Source organism: Agromyces selenitireducens, from assembly GCF_052748465.2.
The window spans coordinates 3,751,150-3,766,861 of the sequence record NZ_CM188259.1 but is presented as its reverse complement, the minus strand read 5'-3'; the positions used below and the strand labels follow the sequence as shown (position 1 = coordinate 3,766,861).

The 15,712-nt window shown below is 63.0% G+C and carries 12 protein-coding genes; 10 read left to right on the top strand and 2 right to left on the bottom strand.

The annotated features are described in order from the left end of the window. The first annotated feature begins 141 nt into the window (after positions 1-141). The 5 genes from ACULK4_RS17680 to ACULK4_RS17660 all read left to right on the top strand — a co-directional run bounded on the left by ACULK4_RS17680 (position 142) and on the right by ACULK4_RS17660 (position 3,030). Positions 142-915: a hypothetical protein gene (locus ACULK4_RS17680; protein WP_501043334.1), complete on the top strand. Its 774-nt coding sequence runs from the start codon at positions 142-144 to the stop codon at positions 913-915. After that, entirely contained in the window at positions 912-1,115 is a 204-nt protein-coding gene (locus ACULK4_RS17675; protein ID WP_445963701.1) for a hypothetical protein, read from the top strand. The genes ACULK4_RS17680 and ACULK4_RS17675 overlap by 4 nt, the downstream gene beginning before the upstream one ends. 143 nt (positions 1,116-1,258) lie before the next feature. After that, entirely contained in the window at positions 1,259-1,594 is a 336-nt protein-coding gene (locus tag ACULK4_RS17670) for a hypothetical protein (RefSeq protein WP_445963700.1), read from the top strand. A 121-nt stretch (positions 1,595-1,715) separates the two neighbouring features. After that, positions 1,716-2,261 carry a hypothetical protein gene (locus ACULK4_RS17665; protein ID WP_445963699.1) on the top strand — a complete coding sequence of 182 codons (546 nt, stop codon included), beginning with the start codon at positions 1,716-1,718 and terminating at the stop codon, positions 2,259-2,261. A gap of 127 nt (positions 2,262-2,388) precedes the next feature. Continuing rightward, positions 2,389-3,030, top strand: a complete 642-nt coding sequence (locus tag ACULK4_RS17660; RefSeq protein WP_445964142.1) for a DUF6226 family protein — start codon at positions 2,389-2,391, stop codon at positions 3,028-3,030. A 665-nt stretch (positions 3,031-3,695) separates the two neighbouring features. On the opposite strand, the gene ACULK4_RS17655 is transcribed toward ACULK4_RS17660, so the two are convergent. Next, the gene (locus ACULK4_RS17655) at positions 3,696-3,944 is read right to left on the bottom strand and encodes an aldo/keto reductase (RefSeq protein WP_501043333.1); all 249 of its coding nucleotides are present in this window, start codon (positions 3,942-3,944) and stop codon (positions 3,696-3,698) included. Positions 3,945-4,194: 250 nt separating this feature from the next. Here ACULK4_RS17655 and ACULK4_RS17650 point away from each other — a divergent pair, with 250 nt between their 5' ends. The 3 genes from ACULK4_RS17650 to ACULK4_RS17640 all read left to right on the top strand — a co-directional run bounded on the left by ACULK4_RS17650 (position 4,195) and on the right by ACULK4_RS17640 (position 9,815). Beyond that, positions 4,195-5,532 carry a hypothetical protein gene (locus ACULK4_RS17650; RefSeq protein WP_445963698.1) on the top strand — a complete coding sequence of 446 codons (1,338 nt, stop codon included), beginning with the start codon at positions 4,195-4,197 and terminating at the stop codon, positions 5,530-5,532. A gap of 531 nt (positions 5,533-6,063) precedes the next feature. Next, complete coding sequence (locus tag ACULK4_RS17645) at positions 6,064-8,940, top strand: hypothetical protein (RefSeq protein WP_445963697.1); 2,877 nt, start codon at positions 6,064-6,066, stop codon at positions 8,938-8,940. Positions 8,941-8,990: 50 nt separating this feature from the next. Then, positions 8,991-9,815, top strand: a complete 825-nt coding sequence (locus tag ACULK4_RS17640; RefSeq protein ID WP_445963696.1) for a hypothetical protein — start codon at positions 8,991-8,993, stop codon at positions 9,813-9,815. A gap of 274 nt (positions 9,816-10,089) precedes the next feature. On the opposite strand, the gene ACULK4_RS17635 is transcribed toward ACULK4_RS17640, so the two are convergent. Beyond that, positions 10,090-11,258, bottom strand: a protein-coding gene (locus ACULK4_RS17635; RefSeq protein ID WP_445963695.1) for an IS3 family transposase whose coding sequence is annotated in 2 segments (ribosomal slippage) — positions 10,090-10,971 and positions 10,974-11,258 — 1,167 coding nt in all. Because the reading frame shifts where the segments join, the coding sequence is not laid out codon by codon here. Positions 11,259-11,497: 239 nt separating this feature from the next. Between ACULK4_RS17635 and ACULK4_RS17630 the strand changes: the two genes are divergently transcribed. Both ACULK4_RS17630 and ACULK4_RS17625 read left to right on the top strand, forming a co-directional pair. After that, positions 11,498-12,340: a hypothetical protein gene (locus ACULK4_RS17630; protein WP_445963694.1), complete on the top strand. Its 843-nt coding sequence runs from the start codon at positions 11,498-11,500 to the stop codon at positions 12,338-12,340. Between the two features lie 147 nt (positions 12,341-12,487). Beyond that, positions 12,488-15,625 (top strand): LysM peptidoglycan-binding domain-containing protein, encoded by a 3,138-nt coding sequence (locus ACULK4_RS17625; protein ID WP_445963693.1) that lies wholly within the window; start codon positions 12,488-12,490, stop codon positions 15,623-15,625. Positions 15,626-15,712 lie beyond the last annotated feature (87 nt).

The following is a 15,712-nucleotide window of genomic DNA, read 5'->3' as shown; positions in this document are numbered from 1 at the left end:
CCGGCCCTGCCCCGCCGCGGCGACCCGCTCACCCCGGCGGCAGCATCGACCATGCAGGAGATCATGACGGGCCGTGTGCAGCCGCAGCGGCCGCGGCGGTCACCGATCTACCTCTCGGTCGCCGCGGCGATCGCGGTTCTCTTGGCCGTCGCGGTCGGGATGCTCACGGCGCGGCCGGTGCCGGTCTATGCCACCGCGACCCCGCCACTGCTCACGGTCACTCCCGTCGAGGGGACGTCGAAGGATCTGCTCATGCGGCTCAGCGCGGAACTGCCCGAGACCCCGGCGGCCGAGTCGATCCGGTTCCAGTCCTGGGCCCTGGCGCTGACCATCGGGGACGAAGGGGTGGTTCAGTCGGTCGCCGTCGAACCCGAGGTTCGGGTCGTCGAGCACCGGCCGGAGGGTTCCCGGATCGAGGTGCGCCGCGGCGAACCCTACGACTCGGCAGGCAACAAGATCCAGGTCGACGGGTACCGGGTCGGGGAGCTGATCTGGGCGCAGGACTTCCGACCCGGGGAGTTCCCGTACGTGTTCGCCGAGCCGCCGACGGATGCTGCCGCCTACCCCGAATTCTTGCAGGCCGGGTCGGTGGTGCCCGATCCGACCACCGGGGACTACCTGAACCTCGTGCGCGACCTGCTCGGTGAGCGCACTCTGACCGGTGCGCAGACCCGGGCGGTACTCGAGTTCCTCGCCACCCTGCCCGAGCTCGAAGTCGAAGGAGGTGTGACTGACCGGCTCGGACGGACCGGGGTCTCCTTCACCACCGACAGCCGAGCCCCAGGAGAGTACGTCGATCGCATCATCATCTCCGACACCGGACTCGGCATCCTCTCCTCCGAAACCACCTACGTGGGAAACGACCGCACGGACATCCAGGCACCCGCGGTCGTCAGCTACACAGCCTGGGAATGACTCCCGAAGCGTCGCGCCGGCCGGTATCGCGCAGCACCCTCTATGCCGCGATCGTCATCGCCGCCGTGGGCGGAGTCTTCGCCCTCATCTTCGGAAGCATCCACACCCTGATCATCACCGCGGTGCTGATCGTTCCAGTGCTGCTCCTCGCCGGCGTGCTCTACCTCGTGGAGCGAGCGGCGCAGCGAGCTGCCGGCTAGATCACACGAGGACTCGACCTCGCCCGCTGAGACATACTCGCGGACGGCGCGAGGTCGCGCTGAGGGATCCCGTACCTACACCCATTCCTCACGATCACGCATCAGTTCGGCGCCCGGTGTCGCGCTGCTGTCACAGTGAGCGCATGACGAGGACAGCGTCTCTGATCCGTGCGTGGGTGCCGACGGCAGCAGTCACCGTCGGCGCCGCGCTACTCGTTGCGCTCGTGGCGCAAGTCCCGGAGATCTGTCCGGCGATCGATCCTGCTCCGCCGAGCTGCGCGCCCGATGCTCGAGAATCGGTCGCCCTTGGGTGGACCTTGGTGCTTGTTGCGACGGGTGCGATCGCGATCGCGGCGATCTATCTCGCTCCCTCGCAAGGGCGTCGTCGCACGATGAGCATCGCCCTCACCACCGTCGCCGTGATGAGCCTGATCGCGATCGGAGCAACCTTCCTGGCCTCCGGCTTCGTCCTGCTCTGAGTGCGGTCTCGCACAGGTCATCGCACTGAAGGATCGTGCGTTGGGCCGGCGAATGGGTCGGTGGCTGCCGTGGGTGCACGGTCGCTAGACAGGCATTCGTCGCGATGCTTCAATGACTGACATGCACGCAATCGCGCCCGATCCATTGGCTTCGGAGCTGTGGGCGACGGGCACGGGCACTGACCACGGAGTCTTGTCCGACGCATCCATCGAGATCCGTCTGCCGGGCGAGCAGACTTTGACACTCCGCACGCTCCTTCGGCTCGGCGAACGCGTCGGCGAAGCCGGCATTGCGCACAGCACGTTGACCGACACGGTGTCAGTCGCGTCCCTGGCAGCGAGCTCGCTGATGCTCCAGTCGATACCCGCGGGTCTTCCACGGCCGGAGATGATCAAGCGGGTGGAGGAAGCCGATGCGGAATCCAAGAGCACGGCGAGCGACCGCGGATGCTGGTCGCTCGCGCGCATGGCTCTCGGGCATATCTCCTACGCGCTCTGGCACCGCTCGCACGCCCTCGGATTCGTCGCACACGCCGACCTCGGCGACCGCGTACTGGCTGCATGGGGCACTGGCAGCTTTCCGTCCGAGCTCCTACAAGTGCAACTCGTAGAGGTCGGGTCCCTTCCTCAGCCGGCTGATCGACCACATCGGGATCGACCGGCCTGACGCATAGAGGGATCCCCGGCGGGCAGACGAAGCAACGGGGCTTGAACCCGCAACTCACTCCATGGAGGGATCGTCTCCGGCCGCGATCCGGCGTCGAGTTCTCCGGACCGCGCACGGTCGAGGTGTGATGGGCTACGAGCGACCCGCGCTCCCGATGGGTGGCTATATCGATGAGGATGGCGCTCCGATCGAGTACGGCAACCGGTGGGGCGTGAACGGGCCACCTGAGGACGCCTACTCGCGCACCAGCAACCTCGATCGCTTCGCGGGCCTGCACACGGTCGCCTACGCGTTGATCGAGTGGCTGCGGACTGTGTTCGATGTCGAGGTCGAGACCGGCCCGCAGGTGGCGGCGGATCTGCTTCTCCGACCCGACGATCCGATTCACTCGGTGCGATTGATGCCCAGGTCGACTGAGTCTGCGCCGTTGACGTTCGTGCTGACCTCGTTCCCCGGCGTTCACCTGCACGCGGGGGTGCTGCACGACTTCCACTTCCCGGTGTGCGGGTGCGACGCCTGCGATGACGATGTCAGTTCCCTCGCCGACGAGCTGGAGTGGACAGTGCGCATGGTCGTCACCGGCCACTACCGCGAGTCCGTGAACCCGCAGGGGAGCGGCTGGCTCGGATACCGCCTGGAGGAACCCGGCGTCCGCACCAGCTCGGGTCGATCGCGAACGGACGAAGTGACGGTGGAGCGCCTCGAACACGCACGCCACCTCGTTCCCGCCGATGGGCTGTGGCGACCGTGGCCGGCGCTGGCGCGCTGACCCAACGTGCGATCGCTCAATCGTGCGCTGCCGGATAGTACGAGCGGACCGAACGTTCGCGCCGAGCTCGTCACACGGTCGGTGAACCGGTGCTCGCGCCGGTGATGGCGACGGTGTCGTCGTCTCCGCAGAGGCGAGGGTCCGCTGGAATTTGTGACTATTAAGTGACTACGAGAGCGATTTTGCAATCGAGAGTCGCGGCTCCGTTGTAGTCGAAATCCCTGATCAGCCCCGTAAACCTATCGAGGTGCATCCGCGTGGACTGTTTCCGTGCGATACATGGGATTGCGCGCCTGCTGCCGGAGCATGGAAAGTGCGTCTGATCAGGCAATTTACGAAGAGCCGATGACGGGAATCGAACCCGCGCTGTCTGCTTGGGAAGCAGAAGTTCCTAAGTGGCGATTCACAGTGCTTCACTCGGGCTCACGAGCCGCGGTATCACGCGGAATGTGAAACGCAGTGAATTCCGGTGAACTCGGCAAAACCGTGAGTTAACCGTGAGCCTATCCCGTTGAAAGCCTGTTTGCCCCTGTACTGCCTGAGTCGCTACCTCCGCGCACGATGTCGTCGCGGGCCGGCAGTAGCGCGACGCCTTCGACATCCCGCCCGGCGTGCGGCGAACGGGCCCGCCGGCCCATGCCCGCCGCGCGCCGATGAAGGAACGATCAGACCCAGGTAGGCAGGTGCTCGGGGACGTAGCGAGCGCCGACGGCCCCGTTGGGGAGGACCCGGTCGATGCGCGTGAGGTCCGCCTTCGACAGGACGACGTCGGCGGCGACGTTCTCCTCCAGCCGGGCAGCGGTGCGCGTCCCGGGGATCGGCACGATGTCCTCGCCCTGGGCGAGCAGCCAGGCGAGGGCGAACTGCGCGGCCGTGATGCCCTTCTCGGCGGCGAGCTCGTGGAGCCGGTCCACGGCCTGCTTGTTCGTCCGGTAGTCCTCGCCCTGCCAGCGGGCGCGTCGCGCTCATGCATTCGAGGGCGACGGCAGTGCCGAGCGGAACTGGGAACGAACACCCGAGCAATTCCTCATCGGACCCCGGTACACCATCGAACGGGGTGCGCCTCACCGGTAGTCTTCGGACCATGGCCGGGTCCGAAGCGAAGGAGCGCTGTCGAGAGTGTCGAGGCTAGGTAATCTTCGCGGCGTAAAGATCGGAACCGCCGTGACGACATTCTTCGACGTTCCGAACGGGCCGTTCGAGCTTAATGTCGTGCTGGAAGTCGAGGTTATCCCGTTCGACATGACAATCGCCGGGCCAAGTGGCTACCCGACGGAGCTTTCGGCAGTGACAATTGGCTGGTCAACGGAACGCATCTCAGCTGTTCTCCAAGATTCAGACGGGCAGTACCACACATTCGAAACAAATGTGCCGAGACTAAATCTTGACGACCGGATGCGCTTCACGCCGACTGAACGGCTCGTCGCTGAAACAGGTCGGGGCCGTGTGGACTTGGCGGGCGTTCAGTTTGTCCGACTGGTCGCCGTGGCGCGGGACCTCGACGTTGAACTGCCCCAAGGCGGGGGTGCGAACCGCCGCAGTCCATCCTTCCGATTTGATGACAGATCGGAGGAGGAGGAGTGCATCCAGACCGCTGCTCTGGCCGACCGTGCTCGCCAGGCTCCCGCCACCTGGCGCCTTGTTGAGGCCCGGAACAAGGCCGTTGAGGGATGGCAGAAGTGGTGGAATACAAACGTCGGCACGAACTCGAACTCGAACCCGAACCCGCCCCCGCCTGGTTCGGGCGTGTCGGAGCCGTTCGTGGCCCTTTGTTCAACGATATTCGACCTAAAGCCTTCCGAAATCGCAATCCGGCAGTCAAGGGATCAGAGGATCCCGGACCGATTGATGCTCGACTTCTTCGACGAAACGAAGAACGGCGATGGCGGCGGCCTTGTGTCACAGATTCTCTCCGTGAACGTACAGCTTTTTCGTAGTCGTAGCTTCCGTGCCGTCCTCGCTACAGGAATCCACGAGGGAGCGCACTACCGGCACTTCCAATTCGCATCCAGCGTCGTGGAGCGGCACGTCCGTGAGAACCCCTCTGGGAGAGTGGGTCAGCGCCTATTCATTGAGAAGGAGATCCGCCGAGGGCGTCTCTCAAGGACTGAAGGCGCGATCGCGCGAACCATCCTAGGGGTCAACAAGAGACCCTATAACTTCGCCACACATCCATTGGCACAGTTCCATGCCTTCCTTGGAACGTATCCACTTTTTGCGCGCAACGGCAAGCGCCTTGACGGCACGATTTCCGTACGAAATGAGTTGCGTTTTCAGCAGCTCCTCGACGGCGCGACCGTGTGGGCGGACCAACGCAACCCAGTTGATCCCATCGTGCGTGAGGTAGTAGTAAGAGAAGTGGCGGACTTCGCTAAGAGAGGTGGACAATGCACCGCCGTCGATTTAGCGACGCTTGCAGCGGAGGTCAAGCAGCTGAGGTTCCATGGCGCCAACCCATACTTCCAAGTCCTCTTGAAGGCCCTGACTCCACCGCCGAATTGACCAATGTAGCGCCGCGCGCAGAGTTGAGGCTGGCGAAACGCGAGCGCGCGTCGACGTCCCTGCAGGCGACCAGTGGGAGTCGGCGTCGATGACAACCCTCTCGATCGCTTCCGTAGACGAGACAGCCGAACCTTGCGATGGCCCGTGACAGGCCCGTGACGAACCGTGCAACGACGTGCTCACGGGCTGAGAGCCGACCGGAGTTCAATCTCCGCAACTGCGGCACCTTTCTGAGCATCGTGCCTCGATAGAAGGAGCCTCGCAATCGTCCCGCGACTCCGACTGAGCGTCCGGGTGACCTTGGCGAGCCCGCTCACATTTCCGTCTTCTGTTGCGGAGGTGGTACTGCAGCGGAATACTGAGACCGCAAAGCGTATGTTCCCGGGGTTCGGGTCGACGCGTGGATGCGCCGACTTCCTTCATGAGGTGGTGTAGCGCATGGCGAATGCATCAGCGAGGTTCGGATCGCGCATCATGAACCTAACGACCAAGCGCCCCCCGGATCGGACGCGAACAAAAGGGTCAATACACGTGCCCCTCAACGTGCCGGATGCCATTCTGGCGGCCACGAGTCGAAAGGCGTTGAGTCCCGTCGAGGCAGCACGAATGCTCTGGACGACCCCGGCAGCAATCTCATTGGATGATTCGCTCGACGGCTGGCAGTCTGTACCCGGCATGGAAGCGCTCCAAGCCGGTTGGATCGCGCTCCAGAGCACAACGTCTGACGCGATGCCCAAGAATGTGACTGAGCTGCGATCACGTGTGGCAACGGCTGCAGCCACGACTTGGCCGGAGTTGAGGGACGAGCTGAAGAAGGGCGACACCGAGGTGACTCTCAACGACTTGGTGCTGCTGTTCAAGTACTCCGCCCTGGAGCGATGGCGACCGCTGCGGCTGGTGGCCCAACTATTTCGGCTGACAAAGGCGATGGGGAGTCCGGCGCCGTGGAAGGGATCGGAGGGTCTCGCAGGCTTCCTCGTAGCGCCGCTCCACGTCCCTAGCCTCTTTACCGCTCCAGCGGCCAGTGCGCTTGGCGCGAGGGAACGTTCGAGCGATACGACATCAGGATCGCGATTCAGCTTCGACCTTTCAACCCCCAGAGCAGTGGCCGCACTGCAGAAGTTGACAGCACAGCTAGCTGAGTTGGAGCGTATCTCCCAGGCGTTGGACATCGCGCGCGCGGCGGACGAAGCCGGCGCTGACGCTTCACTATTCGAGCGGCTGACGGCCACGCTGTCGCTGGGACGCCATTTCACTCAAGCCTCGCTAAGGGCCCAGATCCAGACCCTGCGGCGTTCGATTGCCCGCGAGAGTAGGGAGGTACCGAACGGGAATCGGTTCGTCAGCGTCGGAGTTGGCGGGTTCCCCGTTGTAATGGATGTCAATCAGGCTGCATTGCTCGCGGCTCGCGCACGGGAGGATGTCGCCACTCGACTCAGACGGCAACTACCCAAGACACTGCTAGATCAGTTGACCAGTCTAGGGCTGGAGGTCGCTGACCTCCTCTGCATCGATGACCTGATCGAAGAAGTCGCGCGGACGCCCAGTTACCTGAAGCCAGCCGGCCGTAGCGACCTGCTGGTCGTTCGGCAGACAACCACCGGGTATCGGCGAGCTGAGATTGCATACGTTGAGAACGTCCTCGTCGGCGAGACCCGCACCCGCGAGCACACATCCCGCGTACTCAGTCGTGAAGAATTCCTCAGTGGTCTCGACGTCGAAGACGAGGAGAGCAAGGACCTTCGAGTCACCGACAGTTCCGAGCTAAGCATCGAGGTAGAAAACGTCATCAAGGAGGACCTCAATGCAAAGGGCTCGGTAGTCGTCACAAGCCGCGGCCCCACAATCGACGTAACGGCATCCGCAGAACTAGCGTATGACCACTCGACCGAAGAGGCCGCCGGATCCGCCGAGCAGTACGCACACGAAACGGTGGACAGAGCAGTCGAGAGAACCCTCACGCGAACCAAGGAGGAAGCACGTCGATTGTTCGAGCTGGAGACCGTCGAAGTTAACACCCACGTCCTCAGCGGCATCGGCGAACCCGATCACATCCGCGGGGTTTACCAGTATCTGGAACGAGTCAGCCGAGCACGCATCTACTGGTACGGCGAACGAGAGCTCTATGACATCCTCGTACCCGAACCTTCCGCCCTCATCTGGTCACTCGCCGCAGCGCGCAGCGACCTGGGAATATCCGTCCTGCCGCCCGACGCGGAATTCTTTGCCCAACTCACAGTGGACAATATTCACCTACACCTGGATCGTGTGATTGGCGTACTGCGCGTTCAGGACATCCCTCCGATTCCCCCAGACCAATCGACGCTGACGCTGCCAATACATGCCTCGACCGGCAACGCGTACGTAGTCCAAAAGGAGCTCCGAGTTCCCGAAGGCTACGAGGTTTCGAAAGCTGAGTACAGGGTGTCTGTCGAGGTGGAGGACAATCCCACTCCTTCAACCGACTGCGGCGTCGTCGTTGGGAATCAGATCGCGATTCGTTCGAACGACGATGCTTGGCAGCGAGTTATAGAAGGGGAGTTCTCCTTCGCCCCACGACTATCAGGACCTACCGTGCTTGCGGGTATCCAAGTGGACAACTATCATACCGTCGTTGGCAATATTCACATCACGCTAGAAATTAGCGACGAAGCCAGGCACGAATGGGCACTCGACGCATACGCCCGAGCGGTTTCGCGCTTCGAACAGCAACGCCGAGAGTATGAAGCGGCGATTCGGGAAGCACAAGCCTTTGCTGGCGAGCCGGTCCAGCTGCCAATCGGATCGCGCCAACGGTTGGAGCGACTCGCACGGGCCGAAATGCAGCGCGGTGCGATCGACATCATGCGCAACAGCCCGGTGAACTACGACATGTCGACAGAGTTCCCATTCACCGCCCCCGACGGGAGTCTTTCCGACGAGGCCCACCCCGTCACCGACCTGCCCGCCCTGGCAGCGTCGCGGCCGGAGATCCAGTTCCTACAGCAGGCTTTCGAATGGGAGCACCTTTCATGGATTTTGTATCCATACTTCTGGGGGGAACGAAGCGGCTGGAGAAGGAAAGCGACGATCACCCATCCCGACCCAGACTTTGATGCATTCCTCAACGCCGGCGCGGCGCGGGTCCAGGTCCCCGTCCGCCCTGGCTTCGAAGCGCTCGTCAGACACTATATGGAGACCCTCGAAATATATGGAGGAGATGGTCTACCTCAGATGGGCGACGACGGCTACCTGCCGTTCATCGACGAGCAGGCCGCCAGCCTCGGAGAACCCGGCGAAGAAGTGCCATGGCCACCAGACAGTCCACGCGAATGGGATGTAGTCAGCCCGACCCCGCTTGTCCTCGCTCGACCGATCGTCGACACTACACTGCCTTCCTGGGATCCAACTGACGGGGCCGAGCTATGACATAGGGGGCAATCGCGGTTCCGCTCTGTGTCGGGCTCTACGCTGTGCGTATGAGTAACGCGGAGGCCGGCCAGGAGTCCCCGCCCACTTTGAGCCCAAGAAACACGAGCGACGGGGATACCGACCACGAGGCGCCGACGACGGTAAGCGCAACAAGCGCGAGCGACGCGGACACCGGGTATGAGACGCCGCCCACGGTGCGCCCGACAACTTCAGGCGAGGAGACCGAAGAGGCTACCTCCGGTGCGGTCATCGCCCCAGAGAAACAAGGCGTTCCTCGATGGGTCGTCGCCGTCATGTCTGCCATTGGTGGTATCGCAGTGGCAGCCAGTGCGCAGTTCTTCGGTGACTGGGGAACGGATGTTCGCCGCGGTGAGAACGCGACAGAAGCGACGCCATCCGCGTCCCCTCAGTGTCAAGCCGAGCTCCGGGACCCACCGGCTGATGCCCCGCAGTTCGATGTCCTCGTTGCAGAATCCGGCTCCACATGCTGGGAGCGTTCAATTGAGCTAGGGCGGGCGGAGCGTTTCGACGTAGCCATCTATTACCGCAACTTCACGGACGTGAGGACTACAGACGTCTCAGTACAGGCGTGGCTTCCAGAGGGTGTCGAACTCGTGGCCAACAGCACAAGGATCTTGAATGCGAGTAATCCCAACGGAGAGACGATCAGCGACAACATCGTCGATCCCGGAATCAACATCGGCCACTACACCCCAGGCTCTAACGCGTTCCTAACCTTCAGCGCACGCATTGACCCCGCCGTCGACATGCCCTGTGGAGTGGGCATCGTGAGCGTATTCGCTCGTTTGACCAATCAGCCGATGACTGGCGACTGGGTTGGCGCTGGTGTCGTGACCGATCGTGAGTGTTGATGCCCGTCACGCCTCGGAGAGCAACCGAGTCCGAGGCGAGTCCAGTCGCCGCGTGCCGTCGAGGCGACCGACCTCGCGGACTTCGGATCTGTCGACGAACTCGAGGCAGTAGGAGTGATTCGGCTGTAAGTCTCGAAGTATCTGGCCATGGATGTGATCGGACGCCCGGAGACCCCGACGCCACCGCAGCCGCAACCCACCGAAAACTAGAGACGTACCAACTACCTCGCGAGGTACTGAAGGGTCTGCTGCACGGTTAGGTGACAGGTTGTAGTCACGCAGCCAGTGCGGCTGGCGTGTTCATGATGACCTCGAACTCGACCGGGGTCAAACGCCCGAGTCGAGGCTGCCGGCGGCGACGGTGGTAGGTCCGTTCGATCCAGGTCACGATCGCGATGCGGAGCTCCTGGCGGGTGGCCCAGGCGCGACGGTTGAGGACGTTCTTCTGCAGCAGGCTGAAGAACGATTCCATGGCGGCGTTGTCGCCGGCGGCGCCGACCCGGCCCATCGATCCGACGAGCCCGTGGCGGGCCAGGGTGCGGAGCACCTTCCTGAAACGAAATTGGCCGCCCCTGTCGGAATGGACAATGCAGCCGGCGACGTCGTCGCGTCGGGCTACGGCGTTCTCGATCGCGTCGACGGCCAGCCGGGACTTCATCCGCGAATCGATCGAGTAGCCGACGATCCGGTTGGAGAAGACGTCCTTGACCGCGCAGAGGTACAGCTTGCCCTCGGCGGTGCGGTGCTCGGTGATGTCGGTCAGCCAGAGCCGGTTCGGGGCGTCGGCGGTGAAGTCGCGACCGACAAGGTCGTCGTGCACCGGCGGGCCGGCCTTCTTCCCTCCGCGGGCCTTCTTCTTCCCGAACGAGGACCACCAGCCGTTCTGCGACGCGATCCGCCACGCGGTGCGGTCCGCCATCGCCTGCCCGGCGTCACGGGCTTCGTCGGCCAGCAGCCGGTGGCCGAACTCCGGGTCGTCGCGGTGCGCATCGAAGAGCGCGTTCGCGCGGTACGCCTCGACCATCTCGGTATAGGTGATGGGGTCGGCCAGCCACCGGTAGTACGGCTGGCGGGTGAGCTTGAGCACCCGACACGTCACCGAGACAGGGACCTTCCTGTCCTCGGCGAGCTCCTTCACGAGCGGGTAGAGCCTTTTGACGGCAGATTCGCCTGCGACAGGTACGCCGCCGCACGCCGCAGCACCTCGTTCTCCTGCTCGAGGAGCCGGTTGCGCTTGCGCAGCTCGCGGAGTTCCTCGGACTCAGACCGGGTCTGACCGGGCGCGGAGCCCTCCTCGACCTTCGCGCGGTGCAGCCACTTCTGCAGCGTCATCGGATGGACCCCGAAGTCATGCGCGACCTGCTCGATCGTGACACCGGGTTCGCGGTTTCGGGCAACGCGAACGACGTCGTCACGGAACTCACTCGGATAGGGCTTGGGCACGATGACGTCCTTCCAGCCCGTCCCGCAGGACAAGCCAACTCAGATGTCACCTACTCGTGCAGCAGACCCGTCCGCATAACTGAGGACTAGTCAGTTGCTCATTTTGGGAGTAATACGGGACGAGTCGAGCAATGTGGCGGGTGCCTCGCCAGGGGTAGGACCATGTGGGCTCAAACGGCTAAGCGTACTTGGCCGACGCTCGGGCCTCGTTGCCTGGCATCTCGACGAGGGGGGTCACTATGGGCGGGCAGAAGCACGACATCGCGGTCGTGAACGAAGTGATGGACTCGGAAGTCAGCCGACGAGTGCCCATTCCGAAGTCGGAAAACGCCAAAGAAGCGCTCGGCTTCGAGGACAACATGGCGTGGGTTCGGGACGATACGAAAACCAAAACGCCTGGAAGCCTCATCGGACGTGTCTACTACAAGTTGGGGGGTGGCGGGAAGCTGCGAAGTCACGCGTATAGCTTGGAACTCGAGGTGGATGAGCAAAGTAAGCTCGATGCCCCCATTGTCCGGCAAGAGATCATCCTCAATCAGGAGACGGCCGCCAATGCCGGCTTCCTCGACTTCGTATCAGCGAAGGTCGGCGCGAAGGAGTTGTTAGAGCTACGAGTCATCGACAACGCCACCGCGTCGGCGAAGGTCGTCGGTCAGCAGTGGTTGAACCAGCTGGATTCGTGGTTCGAGCGGCAAAAGACCATATTCGGTGACGGCAAGAACGAGCTTGAGTACTGCGCGGTGGTCACCGGAGTCGTTCAAAAGTACGTCTCGACCAAGCGGTTCAGCGAGTTTGAAGCCACCGGCAAGGGCGGCGGTTACGGCGTGAACGTCGGGGGACGCCTGTACGTCAGCTCGTCCGGGTTTGAACTCGACATCGTGTACGGACTGTCCTTGCAGGACCTCACCCCGTTTATCCCGCACTCCGACGACGCCGATGCCGTGCTTGATGAGCTTCGCGCCGTCGTCAAGGGCAGCAGCGACCTCGACACCGACTTGGAGAGGTTCGGTGTAACCCCCGGGCCGCTTGTTACCGAGCAATTCCGAAGGCAAGCGACGGAAGCGCCCTCGTTCCAGCTCTGACGTAGCTGGGTCGATGCCGGTTCTCAAGAGCCTGAAGAGGTTCGCAACCGCCTCTGCTGTCGCCCCTCTGTCGCTCGGCGCCATCCACCGCCGGCCGGACAGCCGGCGAGCTCGCTGCGGTTAGAACCCCGAGAGGAAGCGACGACGATGTCGGACGACCTGAGAATCGAAAAGAGCGGCGAACTCCTGACGGCCGCGATCCGTAGGCGGTACGCATCCAGAGCCGAGCAAGGAATCCTCACCCATGGATTATGGGTTCTCTCGAAGCTGAGCGCCGACAAGACGCTGTCAGCAAAGGAGATGTTTGAAGCGGTCTCCGCGTCCGACGAAGCTTGGCGACGGGGCCGGCAAGGTGTGCCGCCCGACGACAAGTCAACGTGGGGCGACATGAAGAGGCTGCTCCTGGGCTCGGCTGCCGTCGTCGCCACCAAGAACCCCAAAGTTGGCGTCATCGGTGCATACAAAGAAGCCGGCCAAGAGGTGATGGAAACGACGTTCTTCCAGAACCTCTTCGGCGAGCCGCCGCACGTCTACGCCCGGCGGGTGGACTACGCGCTGGTGAAACGTAGCGAGAACCTCCCACTGGTTGCGGAACACTTCGCCGACACATGCCTGTCAGACAGCCGATGCGCCGAGGCGGCCGCCCGATACGCACCGGAGCTTACGGCCAGTCTGCCGCAGTTCGGCGCGAAGCCGGCGGAAGTTGTGCGGAACAACCCCGATGTGCTCGAGTCAGTCATCCCCGCGAGCGAGATCGAATTCGATGATGCCAGCGGGCATGTCATCATCTCGCGGTCCAAGCTGAAGAAATCGCTCACCGACGACTTCGCAGAGTTGACCAAGGCGGTACGCGCGTCCACCGAGGGACTCCACGCCGAGTTGGACGCGATCCAGAAGGCTCAGCAGTCCGTCGCAGCATGGGTCGAGACACAGAAGAGCGCTGAAAAGAAGCGGCTGGAGGCTCAGAAGAAGGCTGAGGAGCGCGTCGCGTTGATACGCGAAGCCGAGCCGCTGATCAACGTTGCAGAGGCAGGGTTAGGGGCGATCGTCGCGCTGATGGGTCTCGCGGATCCTCGAGCGGCCAAGCAGATACAGCAAGTGGGCGCCGCGGTCACCGGCGTCGCACGAGCGGGGATTGAACTGATGCAGGGCGTCGTCAATCTCTCGAAAGGGTTCGAAGCAGCGGTCGCCGTCGGCACTGCTGCGGCGACCTTCAACTTCATCGGCGCAGCAGCCGGCGTGATAAGTCTCTTTGTCGGGTCCGCAGCCCCCTCGCCAGAGGAGATGATCCTCGAAGAGATCGACTCCTTACGAACCGAGATGCGCCGCTACCAGTCGCAAGTCCTTGGGCGGCTGGATCAAATCGACCGGAAACTCGAGAGCATATACATCGACGTCATGGGCCAGTTCGACCAGGTCGACATCCAAGTCGGAATGGTCTCCGACAAGGCCAATCGCGCTCTGGACGTGCTCGCAGATCAATCCGAACGGCTGAACCGCATCGAACAAGGCCTCGTCGATTACTTCCAGGCCGATGATCGGGCCGACCTCCTGCAAACCATCGACCAAGCGCTCGGCCGCGGAGCAGTGTCGACGAATCCGGTCATGACGCTCACAGAATTCCAGGAGTTCCAAGGAGTGTTCTACAACTGGGCCACAGAGCGTTCTTCTGGGCCGCTCGAATCACCCCGACCGAACCGCGGCACCGGCAACGAGGTGCTGTACGACGTGTTGGACCTCTCCCGTGGCCGACTGCACAGTAACCTTCACCTCATCGCTGCGGCGGTGCGTCACCGGCAGTGGCCTGACTTCGCTCAGTTGGGCAAACACGACAGCATTGCCAATCCGGAGAGCTGGGCGGTCGCAGCAGACGCTTACGCTCAGCTGGAAAGCGAATGGCCGGATCACGCCTGGCACGTCAGCGACGCCGCACCGACACTGCGTCGCGCGCAGGTCGCCAAGCCCGGCAGAGACCTGATCGCGATGTTCCAGCGGATCGAAACCAAGCTCGGTGACGACGGGATTAGCGCGCTGGAACGAGCATGCGAAGAAGTACGGATCACTGGACAGGGGCTTGCGGAGAAAGTTGAAGAGGAAGCGACTACGCGCGATGACGAGCGGACACGCCTCGCTGAGAGCAGAGGGGCTGCATCATTGCCCATGTGGCGGACACCCCGCCTCGACGCGTTCGAGTACACACCCCATATCTCAACTCCCTTCGATCTGCCCCTGCCCGACAAGCTTGCAATTCCGGCCATCCTGCGGGCGGCCGCGTTCGTTGCCGCTCCCGAGACCGTTCTCGCGCTGCAAGCAGGAAACGCCACCGACATCAAGATCCTTCGCATACCGACTCCCAAGCCCACCTACAAGTACATGGGCTCCGTCGAGGTCGTTCTCACGCTTCGCGGCACACCCGTCATTCGGTGGGACCTGAGGCTCGACCGCCTTCGTCCCAGCCAGGCCGGGGACCAGGACATACCTGCATCCGAGGTGTTCAGCCCGGTGAACTGGTCCCGAGCCTGGCTGCCACTGTTGCAGTCAGGCGAGGCGAAGAGACTGGACCTGACTGGCGGAGCGGTAACCGAGAAGATCCTTGATCAAGTACACGAGTGGCAACGCGCCAGATCTCTAGATGAGCTATTCCCGCCACTCGGCGAAGCGATCCTTTCGCGATCGAGTCGGATCGCTGACCAGACGGCATCGTACGGAGGAGCGCGGCGACTTCTGGAGTCTCTGATAACTCTGGCCATGCCGGACGACCGGGAAGGTAACGACCTGTTGCGGGCGTTTCTCGATGGGCAGCCAGCGCCGCGGGGCGGTGTAGCCGTGCCCGATCTGTCATCCCTGGCCGCCATCGTCAGCCAAGGCACAACGCTTCCTCACCCTCCACGCCACGATGGCGAGCGGCCGCTTCATGATTTCATCGCGAAGATGATCGACGACGCGGTGGGCAATCTGAAGGAATACCTCCTGCAGCACCGGCAGGCCGTGATGGATGATCTGCTACCTCCGACGCACAACATGCTCGAGACAAGCCTGCTCAGGCTGGAACTCGCAGAGTCCATTGTGGCGGCGCAGGGACGAATGGACGGTTCCGACGAGGAGACTCCCGCGCCCCCATCAGAGGAATTCTATGTCGTTCGGAAGGGCGACAGTCTGTCATCCATCGCCAAGAAACTGAACGTCAAAGGCGGATGGAAGCGCCTGTATGAGGATAACCGCGCCGCGATCGGGCCGAAGCCCGACGAACTAGCGATCGGCATACGCCTACATGTTCCACGCTGAGCCAGACTTGGGACCGCGAGTGGGACTGCACCCGAAAGCTCAGACCGGCGGCAGGAGCTCATCGGCGCGCAGACCGCGGAGTGGTCG

Coding starts and splice junctions, on each gene's coding strand:
- ACULK4_RS17675 (WP_445963701.1), top strand. CDS start 912: ATGACTCCCGAAGCGTCGCGCCGGCCGGTATCGCGCAGCACCCTCTAT.
- ACULK4_RS17670 (WP_445963700.1), top strand. CDS start 1,259: ATGACGAGGACAGCGTCTCTGATCCGTGCGTGGGTGCCGACGGCAGCA.
- ACULK4_RS17665 (WP_445963699.1), top strand. CDS start 1,716: ATGCACGCAATCGCGCCCGATCCATTGGCTTCGGAGCTGTGGGCGACG.
- ACULK4_RS17660 (WP_445964142.1), top strand. CDS start 2,389: ATGGGCTACGAGCGACCCGCGCTCCCGATGGGTGGCTATATCGATGAG.
- ACULK4_RS17640 (WP_445963696.1), top strand. CDS start 8,991: ATGAGTAACGCGGAGGCCGGCCAGGAGTCCCCGCCCACTTTGAGCCCA.
- ACULK4_RS17630 (WP_445963694.1), top strand. CDS start 11,498: ATGGGCGGGCAGAAGCACGACATCGCGGTCGTGAACGAAGTGATGGAC.
- ACULK4_RS17625 (WP_445963693.1), top strand. CDS start 12,488: ATGTCGGACGACCTGAGAATCGAAAAGAGCGGCGAACTCCTGACGGCC.